Source organism: Streptomyces sp. S4.7 (assembly GCF_010384365.1).
Taxonomy (GTDB): domain Bacteria; phylum Actinomycetota; class Actinomycetes; order Streptomycetales; family Streptomycetaceae; genus Streptomyces.
Map to the genome: position 1 here is coordinate 1,268,548 of NZ_CP048397.1, position 12,133 is coordinate 1,280,680.

Consider the following 12,133-nt stretch of genomic DNA (forward strand, 5'->3'; position numbering starts at 1 on the left):
TTCACTCTCCGCCTTTTTGCACGAAGCTCCGCACGAAGTCCTCGGCATTTTCCTCGAGCACGTCGTCGATCTCGTCCAGCACGGAGTCCACGTCGTCCGACAGCTTCTCCTGGCGTTCCTTGAGGTCCTCGGACTGCTGTGCGTCCTCGGTCTGCTCCTCGACCTCCTCGGTGGAACGCGTTGCCTTCTGCTGCCCGCCGTCGGTGTCCTTGGTCGCCATAACCCTCACCCCGCTCGGTTCGCCCCGCTCGATGTGACCTTCAAGATCCGACCCTACAAGCAGGGTCCGACATCGGCCCCGCAGTTCCCACAACGTCCGGGGGCCACTGTCATGATTCCCGGACCGGGACCATTTCAGCCGCCCGAGAGCACCCGGACCAGGTCCTCGGCCGTGCGGCACCTGTCCAGGAGCGCTTTCACGTGGTTGCGGGTCCCCCGGAGCGGTTCCATGGTCGGCACCCGCTGGAGGGAGTCCCGGCCCGGCAGGTCGAAGATGACCGAGTCCCAGGAGGCCGCGGCCACGTCGTCCGCGTACTGCTCCAGACAGCGGCCACGGAAGTACGCGCGCGTGTCCTCAGGAGGCTTCGCCTCGGCCCGTTCGACGTCCGGTTCGTCCAGGAGCCTGCTCATCTTGCCGCGGGCCACCAGACGGTTGTACAGGCCCTTCTCGGGCCGTACGTCCGAGTACTGGAGATCCACCAGGTGGAGCCGCGCCGCGTCCCACTCCAGGGCGTCGCGGCGGCGGTAGCCCTCCAGGATCTCCTTCTTGGTCACCCAGTCCAGCTCGCCCGACAGACTCATCGGGTCGTTCTCCAGGCGGTTGAGCGTGTCCTCCCAGCGGCCCAGTACGTCCCTGGTCTGCTCGTCCGCGTCGGCGCCGTACCGCTCCTCGACATATTTGCGCGCCAGTTCGAAGTACTCCATCTGGAGCTGTACAGCGGTGAGTGTGCGCCCGCTGCGGAGAGTGACCAGACGGGCCAGGGACGGATCGTGCGAGACCTGGTGGAGCGTGCGCACGGGCTGGTCCACGGCCAGGTCGACATTGATGAACCCGTCCTCGATCATGGACAGGACCAGGGCCGTCGTCCCGAGCTTGAGATAGGTGGAGATCTCCGAGAGATTCGCGTCGCCGATGATCACATGGAGCCTGCGGTACTTCTCGGCGTCCGAGTGCGGCTCGTCCCTGGTGTTGATGATGGGCCGTTTGAGTGTCGTCTCCAGCCCGACCTCGACCTCGAAATAGTCCGCTCGCTGGCTGATCTGGAAGCCGTGCTCGCGGCCGTCCTGGCCGATGCCGACCCGGCCGGCGCCGGTGACCACCTGCCGCGAGACGAAGAACGGCGTCAGGTGCCGCACGATGTCCGAGAACGGGGTCTCCCGCTTCATCAGGTAGTTCTCGTGCGTGCCGTACGAGGCGCCCTTGTTGTCGGTGTTGTTCTTGTAAAGAAGGATCGGCTGGGCGCCCGGGAGCTGTCCCGCCCGCTCGGCGGCCTCGGCCATGATGCGTTCGCCGGCCTTGTCCCACAGGACGGCGTCGCGCGGGTTGGTGATCTCCGGGGAGCTGTACTCCGGGTGCGCGTGGTCGACGTAGAGCCGTGCGCCGTTGGTGAGGATCACATTGGCCAGCCCGATGTCCTCGTCGGTGAGCTGGCTGGACTCGGCGGCCTCACGGGCGAGGTCGAAGCCCCGTGCGTCCCGCAGCGGATTCTCCTCCTCGAAGTCCCAGCGGGCGCGGCGCGCCCTGTGCATCGCCGCCGCGTAGGCGTTGACGATCTGGGACGAGGTGAGCATGGCATTGGCGTTCGGTTGGCCGGGGACGGAGATGCCGTACTCCGTCTCGATGCCCATTACTCGCCGTACGGTCATGCGGCCCTCCTTGCCCGGCGGTGCTCCCGTTCGGGAACGCCGCTCAAGTACCGCTGTCTCTCCGGTGCGTGTGCGGTGCCCGTCCCCGCGCTGCGCGACGTGGCGGTACCGACGAGCCTAGAACGGCTTCGCACTGGTGGGGAGATCGTTTCCGTCATTGCCCTGGTGTCGTGAAAGGTATGGGGAAAACAACCGGCTGCGGATGCCCGTCCGGACATCCGCAGCCGGTCTTTTTCTTACAGGTACTGTCCGGTGTTCGCCACCGTGTCGATGGAGCGCCCGGTGTCCGCGCCTTGTTTTCCGGTGACAAGGGTGCGGATGAAGACGATCCGCTCGCCCTTCTTGCCGGAGATGCGGGCCCAGTCGTCCGGGTTGGTGGTGTTGGGCAGGTCCTCGTTCTCCTTGAACTCGTCCACGCAGGCCTGGAGGAGATGGGCGACCCGGAGTCCTCGCTGGTTCTCGTCGAGGAAGTCCTTGATGGCCATCTTCTTGGCCCGGTCGACGATGTTCTGGATCATCGCGCCGGAGTTGAAGTCCTTGAAGTAGAGGACTTCCTTGTCGCCGTTGGCGTACGTGACCTCGAGGAAGCGGTTCTCCTCGGACTCGGTGTACATCCGCTCGACGACCGACTGGATCATGCCCTGCACCGTGGACTCGGGAGAGCCCTTGTGCTCGGACAGGTCGTCCTCGTGCAGGGGCAGCGAGGACCGCAGGTACTTCGCGAAGATGTCCTTCGCCGCCTCCGCGTCCGGACGCTCGATCTTGATCTTCACATCGAGACGGCCGGGCCGCAGGATCGCGGGGTCGATCATGTCCTCGCGGTTGGAGGCGCCGATGACGATGACGTTCTCCAGGCCCTCCACACCGTCGATCTCGGCGAGGAGCTGCGGGACGATGGTGTTCTCCACGTCCGAGCTGACACCGGAACCACGGGTGCGGAAGAGGGATTCCATCTCGTCGAAGAAGACGATGACGGGGGTGCCCTCGCTGGCCTTCTCACGGGCGCGCTGGAAGACCAGGCGGATGTGCCGCTCGGTCTCGCCCACGTACTTGTTGAGGAGCTCGGGGCCCTTGATGTTGAGGAAGTAGCTCTTCCCGGCGGGCCGGCCGCTCACCTCCGCGACCTTCTTGGCAAGGGAGTTGGCCACGGCCTTGGCGATGAGCGTCTTGCCGCAGCCGGGCGGGCCGTAGAGCAGGATGCCCTTCGGCGGGCGTAGCTCGTGCTCCTTGAAGAGGTCCGGGTAGAGGTACGGAAGCTCGACGGCGTCTCGGATCATCTCGATCTGGCCGCCGAGACCGCCGATCTTGCCGTAGTCGACGTCCGGTACCTCTTCGAGGACGAGTTCTTCGACCTCGCTCTTGGGGACCACCTCGTAGACGTAGCCGGAGCGCGGTTCGAGCAGGAGGGCGTCGCCGGCGCGGATGGTGATGTCCAGCAGCGGCTCCGCGAGCCGCACCACCCGTTCCTCGTCGGTGTGCCCCACGACCAGGGCGCGCTCGCCGTCCTCAAGGATCTCCTTGAGGGTGACGATGTCCCCGGCCCGCTCGAATTCCATGGCCTCGACCACGTTGAGGGCCTCGTTGAGCATGACTTCCTGGCCGCGCCGGAGCTCTTCGAGCTCGACGCCGGGGCTGACGTTCACCCGGAGCTTGCGGCCCCCGGTGAAGATGTCGGCCGTGCCGTCCTCGTTCGCATGCAGAAAGACACCGAAGCCGGCCGGCGGCTGTGCGAGCCGGTCGACCTCCTCCTTGAGGGCCACGATCTGGTCGCGGGCCTCACGGAGCGTATTGGCGAGCCGCTCATTCTGCGCGGACACACCAGCCAGGTTCGTCTGCAGTTCGACGATCCGCTCTTCGAGAATCCTCGTATGACGCGGAGAGTCGGCGAGCTTACGTCGCAGGACGGCGATTTCCTGCTCGAGATAGGCAACCTGGCCGGCTGGGTCTTCTGACCCCCGCCCGGGCCGGATGCCGCGGTTGATGTCGTCGTCGTGGGCTGCCACGGTCCTCACCTCCTCCAAGGGGAGCTGGACGCTTCCTGACCCTACCTGGGTAGGTGGTGATTAAAACCCCTAGATCACAAAGACTGTCGGGGTGTGTCCGATCTTCACCCTTGCGCTCTCCCTCACGCCAGGGGGATACCCACCGATCAACATCGGAAAGCGGCCGGTTGTATCGTCGAGGTGTTCAACACCCGTCAGGGCTGGCGCGACTTGCCCGAGGTCGCCTCGCCCCACGCAGGAAACGGCAGGCGATATGACCGTGCAGCAGCAGGCTCCGACCGACACCCTCACCGAGAGCGGCGAACCGCTCGAAGTCTGGATCGACCAGGACCTCTGCACCGGCGACGGGATCTGCGCCCAGTACGCGCCCGACGTCTTCGAGCTGGACATCGACGGGCTCGCTTATGTGAAGAGCGCCGACGACGAGTTGCTCCAGTCCCCCGGTGCCACCACGAGGGTGCCTCTACCGATCCTCAAGGATGTCGTCGACTCGGCCAAGGAGTGCCCGGGCGACTGCATTCATGTACGGCGCGTCTCGGACAGCGTCGAGGTGTACGGCCCCGACGCGGAGTGACCGCCTCCCGGGTCCCGGCGGGGGCAGGCGGGGCGGGTGGGTCACGCGGTGTGACCGGTCAGACGCTCCGTGAGTCGCTCTGGGCGCTCTGCACGAAGCCGCCGTTCTGCCACTGCCAGGTCAGGCGCTGCTCCTCGTCGGGGCAGCAGCCCGGTACGTCGGGCCCGGAGTAGCCGAGCAGCCGGGCCCGGACGAGGCCGTCGCGTATCGCCAGGTCGGCGACGGTCTGCCGGTCGGCCGGGTCGACGAGTGTGGCGACGACGCGGGGCGTCTTCGCGTCCTTCGTCGCTGTGAGTACGTAGACGCCGCTCGGCGGGGTGCCGGATCCGGCGTCGCAGCGGGCGGCGGCCACGGTTTCGGGACGCCCGTCGCCGTCGAGGTCCCCGGTGGCTTCCTTGGTGACCAGTGCTTTCGCGCCACCGCATTCGAGTGGGAAATCGACGGCGGCGGCGTCGGGCGCGGGCAGTGGCGCGGCGTTCGGGGCGGTCTGCGCGGTGGTTCCGGAGCCTGTCTGGTTGGCGGTGGCGGCGTCGGGCTGGAGCAGCCCCGCGCCGGCCATCACGGCGGCCATCGCGGTGGCCGTGGCGAGCCAGTGCACGGGCCGCGGGCGGGTGTGCGCGAGGTCCGGGACGTCGGAGATCTGCACGCGGTGTCTCCTGTGAAGGCAGGTCCGGTGGGGGTGGCCAGAATCGTGCCACACGTCACAGTGCGGTGGAACAGCGGGGTAGTTAAGGCCAACGTAAAGAAACCGCCGCCGAGTTCGCGTCGGGCGGACGTGAACTCGGCGGCGGCGCTGCCGTGTTGTGGATCTTCGGGCGGCTCGGCCCCGCGGGCCGGGGAGGTGACGCGGGCTCAGCTCCGGGAGCCGCTGCCGCTTCCGGGGCCGTCGTAGTCCTCGCCGTACGCGCCCTTGGAGGGGCGGCGGCGGCGCAGGGGCGGCTCGACGCCGTCGGCGAGGCGGCGGGCGGTGATCAGGAAGCCGGTGTGGCCGATCATGCGGTGGTCGGGGCGTACGGCGAGTCCCTCGACGTGCCAGTTGCGGACCATCGACTCCCAGGCGGCCGGTTCGTTGAACGATCCGTGTTCGCGGATCGTCTCGACGGTGCGGGCGAGCTGGGTGGTGGTGGCGACGTAGGCACAGAGGATGCCGCCGGGTACGAGCGCCTTCGAGACGGGCTCGACACATTCCCACGGTGCGAGCATGTCGAGGATGACGCGGTCGACCTCGGTGTCCGAGAGGTTGTCCTGGAGGTCGCCGACAGTGAGCTGCCAGGCGGGGTGGGGGCCGCCGAAGTAGCGTTCCACGTTCTGCCGGGCGATGTCGGCGAAGTCCTGGCGGCGCTCGTAGGAGTGCAGCATGCCCTGGTCGCCGATGGCGCGCAGCAGGAAGCTGCTGAGCGAGCCCGATCCCACTCCGGCCTCGACGATGCGGGCGCCGGGGAAGATGTCGGCGAAGGCCAGGATCTGGCCCGCGTCCTTGGGGTAGACCACGGCGGCGCCGCGGGGCATGGACAGGACGTAGTCGGGGAGCAGGGGGCGCAGCGCGAGGTAGGCGACGTTTCCCGTGGTGCGGACAACACTGCCCTCGGGAGCACCGATCAGCTCGTCGTGGGGGAAGGAACCCTTGTGGGTGTGGAAGTTCTTCCCGGCTTCGAGCGTGAAGGTGTAGTGGCGTCCCTTGGGGTCGGTGAGCTGGACCTGGTCCCCGACCTTGAAGGGGCCGCGACGACGGGCGGCACCGGTCGGTTCGGACATGCGGTCAGACTACCTGCTCCGTTTGAGGCTCCCTCACCTGGCTTGGGGGTGCCTCATTTGGAGTCGGGCCTGGCCATGGCGGCGACGAAGGCGCGTTCGACGTCGGCGGTGGAGAGGACTCCGTAGATCTCCCCGGTCTCCTCGACCACGAGGTACTCGGTGGCGGGGCTGGCCCGGAGCCGGTCGAGGAGCGCTTCTCCGGCGAGTTCGGCGGGGACCTTCATGCCGTCGGTGAGGTCCTGGGCGAGGCCGCTGACGGCGACCCAGGGGCGCCGGTGGGCCGGGACTCCGACGATGGCCGCCTCGCGGACGAGGGCGGTGGGTTCGCCCTGTCCGTCGACGACGACGAGGGCGCGGGCGCCGGCTTCGTTGGCGCGGCGCAGTGCTTCGGAGAGCGGGGTGGCGGATTCGACGGGGACGGCGCGCCGGGTGAGGGCGCGGGCTCGCAGTTCGGGCAGGTGTTCACGCAGGCGTGCCATGCGCAGGCTGTTGCCGGCCCCGGTCCAGATGATGGCGGCGAGGATGGCGGCGAGGAGCGCGTCGGTGACGGTCTCCATGCCGCCGATGTCCTTGGTGGAGTTGCCGAGGGCGCCGGTGTGGGTGAGGAGCGGGAGGCCGATGAGGACGGCGACGGCGAGGGCCCTGCCGACCCAGGCGGCGGCGACGGTGCCGGTCATGGGTTTGCCGGTGATCTTCCAGACGACGGCGCGGAGCATCCGGCCGCCGTCGAGGGGCAGGCCGGGCAGCAGGTTGAAGGCGGCGACGATGAGGTTGGAGATCATCAGTCCGGCGAGCAGGACGCCGGGGACGGTGCCGGGCTCGACGGCCATCATCGTGAGGTAGAAGAAGGCGGCGAGGACGAGGGAGAGCAGGGGGCCGACGAAGGCGAGCATGAACTCGCGGCCGGGGGTCTCGGACTCCTTCTCGATCTCGGAGACGCCGCCGAAGAACTGGAGCTGGATGCGGCGTACGGGAAGGCCGTAGTGCAGGGCGACGACCGTGTGGGCCAGCTCGTGGACCAGTACGGAGGCGTAGAAGGCGACGGCGAAGAAGAGCGCGACGAGGTAGCGGACGCCGCCGAGCTCGGGCAGCACCCGGTCGAGCTGGCCGCCGAAGACCCAGGTGATGAGGGCGGCCACCAGGAACCAGCTGGGCGCGACGTAGACGGGGACGCCGAAGGGACGGCCCATCAGGAGCCCGCCTCCGGGGTCTTCGGGCCGCTTCCGCTTGCCGCCGGGGGGCGCGTCCTCAGGACCGGACCGCGGCCTCCTGCTCTCGCCGCTCTCGTCGTCCTTGTTCACGTCGTCCCTTCGTTGCGGCGCCGTCACTCGCTCGATGATGCCGTGTGCGCGAGGTCTTGCGTCGATGGTATTCCGCTCGCTGTCAGTGGCGGGCCGTAGGGTCTGAGTCATGAGTACGAGTCAGCAGCCCATGTCGCTGTCGCCGTCGCGTGCGAGTGACTTCATGCAGTGCCCTCTGCTGTACCGGTTCCGGGTGATCGACAAGCTGCCGGAGAAGCCGAGCGAGGCGGCCACCCGGGGGACGCTGGTGCACGCGGTGCTGGAGAGGCTGTTCGACGACCCCGCTGTCGAGCGTACGGCGCCGCGGGCCAGGTCGATGGTCCCCGGGCAGTGGGACCGGCTGCTGGAGTCGAGGCCGGAGCTGGGTGAGCTGTTCGAGCGGGACGAGGGTGGCGAGCGGCTGACGCGCTGGCTGGCGGAGGCCGAGGGGCTGGTCGAGCGCTGGTTCTCGCTGGAGGATCCGACGCGGCTGGAGCCGGCCGAGCGTGAGCTGTTCGTGGAGACGGAGCTGGAGTCGGGTCTGCGGCTGCGCGGGGTGATCGACCGGGTCGACGTGGCGCCGTCGGGCGAGGTGCGGATCGTGGACTACAAGACGGGCAAGGCGCCGCGTCCGGAGTACGCGGAGGGCGCGCTGTTCCAGATGAAGTTCTACGCGCTGGTGATCTGGCGGTGGAAGCGGGTGGTGCCGCGCCGGCTCCAGCTGGTCTATCTGGGCAGCGGTGACGTGCTGACGTACGACCCGGTGGAGGCGGATCTGGAGCGTATCGAGCGCAAGCTGCTGGCGCTGTGGGACGCGATCAGGCAGGCGACGGAGACGGGTGACTGGCGGCCCCGGCCGACGAAGCTGTGCGGCTGGTGCGATCACCGGGCGGTGTGTCCTGAGTTCGGCGGGACTCCCCCGGTGTATCCGCTGACGGTGCCGCCGCCGCAGGACGCGGAGCCGCTTCCCGCGGTGGAGCCGGCCGTCTCCGCCGAGCCGGCGCACGGGGTGTAGCGGGGGCGGCGTGTGCCCGCCGCTCTCGCGGGCGGGCGCTCAGGGCAGAATGGACCGGGATCGGTCTACCGAAGGAGATCCCGTGGCGATCCGCGTCCTACTGGTCGATGACCAGCCACTGCTGCGCACCGGCTTCCGGATGATTCTGGAGGCCGAGCAGGACATCGCGGTCGTCGGGGAGGCCGGGGACGGCCTTCAGGCCATCGACCAGGTGCGGGCGCTGCAGCCCGATGTGGTGCTGATGGACATCCGTATGCCGCGGATGGACGGTGTGGAGGCGACCCGGCAGATCACGGGCCCCGGCAAGGACGGTCCGGCGAAGGTGCTGGTGCTGACCACGTTCGATCTCGACGAGTACGTGGTGGAGGCGTTGCGCGCGGGGGCCAGCGGCTTCCTGCTGAAGGACGCGCCCGCGAACGAGCTGGTGCAGGCGATCCGGGTGGTGGCCGCCGGTGAGGCGATGCTGGCGCCGAGCATCACGCGCAGGCTGCTCGACAAGTACGCGGACCATCTGCCGTCCGGTGACGAGCAGGTGCCGGACACCCTGCACACGCTGACCGAGCGCGAGGTCGAGGTGCTGAAGCTGGTGGCTCGGGGGCTGTCCAACGCGGAGATCGCCGCGGATCTGTTCGTCAGCGAGACCACGGTCAAGACGCATGTGGGTCATGTGCTGACGAAGCTGAGCCTGCGCGACCGTGTGCAGGCGGCGGTGTACGCGTACGAGAGCGGTCTGGTGCGCCCCGGCGCCCAGTGACGGGCGGCGTTTTCGGCGAACACGGGAGAGGTCCCCGGCATCGGTGCGATGCCGGGGACCTCTGTCGCTCCACCGGTCGGACGGTGGCGCCGGTCAGACCGCGCTGCCGGTGCCGAGCTCCCAGAGCAGGAGTTCGCCCGAGGGGTTGAGCGCCCACTCCACACCGGAGATGTCGTCGTCGGCGGCCACGTACTGCTTGCCCTGCCAGAGCGGGAGTACCGGTACGTCCTCGGCGACGATGTCCTGTATCTGCGCGAAGCTCTTGGCGGCGGCGCTGCGCTCGGCCTCGCTGCGCGACTGGGGGATCAGCTGGCCGCTGACCTTCTTGTTCGAGTACGGCGCGTTGAGGAAGTTGTCCTCGTCGAGGAACGGCGCGATGTAGTTGTCCGGGTCGGGGAAGTCGGGGAACCAGCCCATGCCGTAGACGGTGTAGTCACCGCGCGTCTGGGCGGGCCGGAACTTGGACCACTCGGTGCCCTTGGTGTCGACGTCGAAGAGGCCGCTCGAGTTGAGCTGCTCCTGGAGCGTCTCGAACTCCTTGGCCGTGGCTTCGCCGTAGTGGTCGGTGGTGTAGTTCAGGGTGAACTTCACGGGTGTCTCGACACCGGCCTCGTCGAGGAGCCGCTCGGCCTCGGCCCGGTCGGGCTCGCCGTACTTGTTGAAGAACGAGTTGGTGTGCGCGGTGATGGTCGACGGGATGAGCGAGTAGAGGGGCTCGGCCGTGGAGCCGTACACCTCGGAGGCGATCTGGCCGCGGTCGACGAGGGAGGCGACGGCCTGTCGGACGGCCTTGTCCTTCACCACGGGCTCGTCGGTGTCGAAGGCGAGGTAGCGGATCTCCAGACCGGGCATCTCGGTGAGCTCGACCTCGTCCGTGGGCTTGGTGGTCATGTCCTCGATCTGGTCGGGCGACATGGTGCGGGCCATCACGTCGATCTCGCCGGAGTCGAGGGCCTTGCCCATGGCCGCCGCGTCGGGGTACGAGCGCAGCTCGACCTTGTCGTTGCGGAGCTTCAGGTCGCCCTTGTAGGAGGAGTTCCTGGTGAAGACCGCCTTGACGATCCGGTCGCCCTCCGTCTCGGCCTTGAAGTTGTACGGGCCGGAGCCGGTCACGTCGAAGCCGTCGCGGAGCTTCCTGCCGTCGTACGCGGCGGGGTCGACGATGCCCGCGACGGGCGTGGAGAGCTTGTACGGGAACGTGGCGTCGGGGGTCTTGAGGTGGAAGATGACCTCGGAGGCGCTGGGCGTCTCGATCGTGTCGATGTTCTTGAGCAGGCCCACCGCGCCGGCCTCGGAGTTGATGTCGATGACGCGGTCGATGGAGAACTTCACGTCCTGTGAGGTGATCTCGGCTCCGCCGGAGAACTTGAGCCCTTCGCGCAGTTCGCAGCGGTAGCTCTCGTTCTGGTTGTCCGAGAAGCGGCAGTGGGACGCGGCCTCGGGGACGGGGGCGCCGCCGCCGCGGGGTATGTGCATCAGGGTCTGGAGGGACTGGCGCAGGACGTTCCAGGAGCCGGTGTCGTAGGCGAACGCCGGGTCGAAGGGCGCCGGGGACTCCTTGGTGGCGGTGAACTGGTCCGTGGTGCCCACGACGATGGCGTCACCGCTGCCGGACCCGCCGTCCGTGCCGCCGCAGGCGGCGAGCACCGGGGCGAGCAGTCCTGCCACGACCGGCAGCACGAGTCTCTTGCGCTTCATCCTGGACGTACTCCCTCATCCGAACACCCTGCGATACAACGGTGGTTGAGAATTTCGCGACGTGATTGACCGTCGGAACACACCGTTGAGCCGGTGAATGTGTGGCGAAGTTCTCGCGACGAGATTAGTCGGCGGGTGCGGATGTTATGAACCGGGCCCAGTTCGGGCGTAATCGCAAAGCGATCAGCAAATGCCACGAAGCGGTATCGGCGCTTGAGAATGATTCACGCATCAGGCCATAAAACAGGGCATATGGATGCCCGGATCGGCGCGGCGAACGGGCAGGACGGGGCCGCTGAACGGGCATGATCACCCTCGGCGACGGCACACTGAGTGACAAAGGTCACCCGCATTTCCGGCCGCTCCACCGTGATCACGTTCGCGATGATCACCAGGTGACCGCCACAAAGGCGTACCCCCAATCCCCCGGCTTTTCGATAATTTCAGGGGGCACGCTCTGTGCGACTATCCGCGCTCGTGCGTAATCAGGCCGCGCAGAAATAGCAGATCGACCTCTTCGAGAGAGCTCACGACGACCCGTCCGTCGGCGGCGGCGATGGGTGCGACGGAGGGCACGGCCACCACCCGGCAGCCCGCGGCCTCGGCCGACGCCACACCCGTCGCGGTGTCCTCGATGACGGCGCATCTGCCGGGGGCGGCGTTCAGACCGCGCGCGGCGAGCAGGTACGGGTCCGGGTGCGGCTTGGTGTTCAGCACCTCGTCACCGGCCACGGTGAGGCTGAAGTGGTGGCGTCCCACGGAGTCGAGCACCCGGTCGATGATGCGCCGGTGCGAGGCGGAGACCAGGGCCGTGGGCACGCCGTGCTCGGCCAGCTCGGCGAGGAGCCTGGCGGCTCCGGGCATCAGCGGCACGTCGAAGCCGATGCGCTCCTCGAAGCGGTCGTTGAGCAGTACGGTCAGCTCGGCGAGGGTGATGTCGGCGCCGGTCGCCTCGATGAGGTAGCCGGCGCTCCTGGTCATCGGCCCGCCGACGACGATGTCGCGCCACGCGTCGTCCAGGGGGTGTCCGAGGTCCTTGAAGACCGCGACCTCCGTGTCCCACCAGAAGCCCTCCGTGTCGACCAGGGTGCCGTCCATGTCGAGGAGAACGGCCTGGAGCGCCGATCCTTCGGCCGTACGAGTCAAGGACGCGGGAACCGTACTGGTCATCCGGGCACACCTCCGAGA

11 protein-coding genes are annotated in these 12,133 nt (G+C 68.2%); 3 read left to right on the plus strand and 8 right to left on the minus strand.

The genetic code is table 11. The annotated features are described in order from the left end of the window. Position 1: 1 nt before the first annotated feature. From SSPS47_RS05575 to arc, 3 genes are all read right to left on the minus strand, one after another. The gene (locus tag SSPS47_RS05575; protein ID WP_078078162.1) at positions 2 to 220 is read right to left on the minus strand and encodes a ubiquitin-like protein Pup; all 219 of its coding nucleotides are present in this window, start codon (positions 218 to 220) and stop codon (positions 2 to 4) included. A gap of 134 nt (positions 221 to 354) precedes the next feature. Beyond that, on the minus strand, positions 355 to 1,866 hold the full coding sequence (gene dop, locus SSPS47_RS05580) for a depupylase/deamidase Dop (protein WP_164249184.1): 1,512 nt from the start codon (positions 1,864 to 1,866) through the stop codon (positions 355 to 357). A gap of 236 nt (positions 1,867 to 2,102) precedes the next feature. Next, entirely contained in the window at positions 2,103 to 3,869 is a 1,767-nt protein-coding gene (gene arc, locus SSPS47_RS05585; protein WP_147877369.1) for a proteasome ATPase, read from the minus strand. A gap of 253 nt (positions 3,870 to 4,122) precedes the next feature. Here arc and SSPS47_RS05595 point away from each other — a divergent pair, with 253 nt between their 5' ends. After that, entirely contained in the window at positions 4,123 to 4,443 is a 321-nt protein-coding gene (locus SSPS47_RS05595; protein ID WP_164249186.1) for a ferredoxin, read from the plus strand. A gap of 58 nt (positions 4,444 to 4,501) precedes the next feature. On the opposite strand, the gene SSPS47_RS05600 is transcribed toward SSPS47_RS05595, so the two are convergent. The 3 genes from SSPS47_RS05600 to SSPS47_RS05610 all read right to left on the minus strand — a co-directional run bounded on the left by SSPS47_RS05600 (position 4,502) and on the right by SSPS47_RS05610 (position 7,499). Continuing rightward, positions 4,502 to 5,089 (minus strand): hypothetical protein, encoded by a 588-nt coding sequence (locus SSPS47_RS05600; protein ID WP_147877370.1) that lies wholly within the window; start codon positions 5,087 to 5,089, stop codon positions 4,502 to 4,504. Positions 5,090 to 5,295: 206 nt separating this feature from the next. Beyond that, positions 5,296 to 6,198 (minus strand): tRNA (adenine-N1)-methyltransferase, encoded by a 903-nt coding sequence (locus SSPS47_RS05605; protein WP_147877371.1) that lies wholly within the window; start codon positions 6,196 to 6,198, stop codon positions 5,296 to 5,298. A 53-nt stretch (positions 6,199 to 6,251) separates the two neighbouring features. Beyond that, positions 6,252 to 7,499, minus strand: a complete 1,248-nt coding sequence (locus SSPS47_RS05610) for a site-2 protease family protein (protein WP_147877483.1) — start codon at positions 7,497 to 7,499, stop codon at positions 6,252 to 6,254. A 163-nt stretch (positions 7,500 to 7,662) separates the two neighbouring features. Between SSPS47_RS05610 and SSPS47_RS05615 the strand changes: the two genes are divergently transcribed. Together SSPS47_RS05615 and SSPS47_RS05620 are read left to right on the plus strand one after the other, a co-directional pair. After that, on the plus strand, positions 7,663 to 8,493 hold the full coding sequence (locus SSPS47_RS05615; RefSeq protein WP_239065221.1) for a PD-(D/E)XK nuclease family protein: 831 nt from the start codon (positions 7,663 to 7,665) through the stop codon (positions 8,491 to 8,493). An 82-nt stretch (positions 8,494 to 8,575) separates the two neighbouring features. Continuing rightward, the gene (locus SSPS47_RS05620) at positions 8,576 to 9,247 is read left to right on the plus strand and encodes a response regulator transcription factor (protein WP_023542799.1); all 672 of its coding nucleotides are present in this window, start codon (positions 8,576 to 8,578) and stop codon (positions 9,245 to 9,247) included. Between the two features lie 93 nt (positions 9,248 to 9,340). Here SSPS47_RS05620 and SSPS47_RS05625 read toward each other — a convergent pair whose 3' ends face one another. Then, positions 9,341 to 10,945, minus strand: a complete 1,605-nt coding sequence (locus SSPS47_RS05625; RefSeq protein WP_164249190.1) for an ABC transporter substrate-binding protein — start codon at positions 10,943 to 10,945, stop codon at positions 9,341 to 9,343. A gap of 465 nt (positions 10,946 to 11,410) precedes the next feature. Continuing rightward, entirely contained in the window at positions 11,411 to 12,115 is a 705-nt protein-coding gene (locus SSPS47_RS05630; protein ID WP_164249191.1) for an HAD family phosphatase, read from the minus strand. Positions 12,116 to 12,133 lie beyond the last annotated feature (18 nt).

What these genes read in the sequence shown, in the direction of transcription:
- SSPS47_RS05575 (WP_078078162.1), bottom strand. Translation starts at nt 220, where the DNA reads ATGGCGACCAAGGACACCGACGGCGGGCAGCAGAAGGCAACGCGTTCC.
- dop (WP_164249184.1), bottom strand. Translation starts at nt 1,866, where the DNA reads ATGACCGTACGGCGAGTAATGGGCATCGAGACGGAGTACGGCATCTCC.
- SSPS47_RS05595 (WP_164249186.1), top strand. Translation starts at nt 4,123, where the DNA reads ATGACCGTGCAGCAGCAGGCTCCGACCGACACCCTCACCGAGAGCGGC.
- SSPS47_RS05605 (WP_147877371.1), bottom strand. Translation starts at nt 6,198, where the DNA reads ATGTCCGAACCGACCGGTGCCGCCCGTCGTCGCGGCCCCTTCAAGGTC.
- SSPS47_RS05615 (WP_239065221.1), top strand. Translation starts at nt 7,663, where the DNA reads ATGCAGTGCCCTCTGCTGTACCGGTTCCGGGTGATCGACAAGCTGCCG.
- SSPS47_RS05625 (WP_164249190.1), bottom strand. Translation starts at nt 10,945, where the DNA reads ATGAAGCGCAAGAGACTCGTGCTGCCGGTCGTGGCAGGACTGCTCGCC.
- SSPS47_RS05630 (WP_164249191.1), bottom strand. Translation starts at nt 12,115, where the DNA reads ATGACCAGTACGGTTCCCGCGTCCTTGACTCGTACGGCCGAAGGATCG.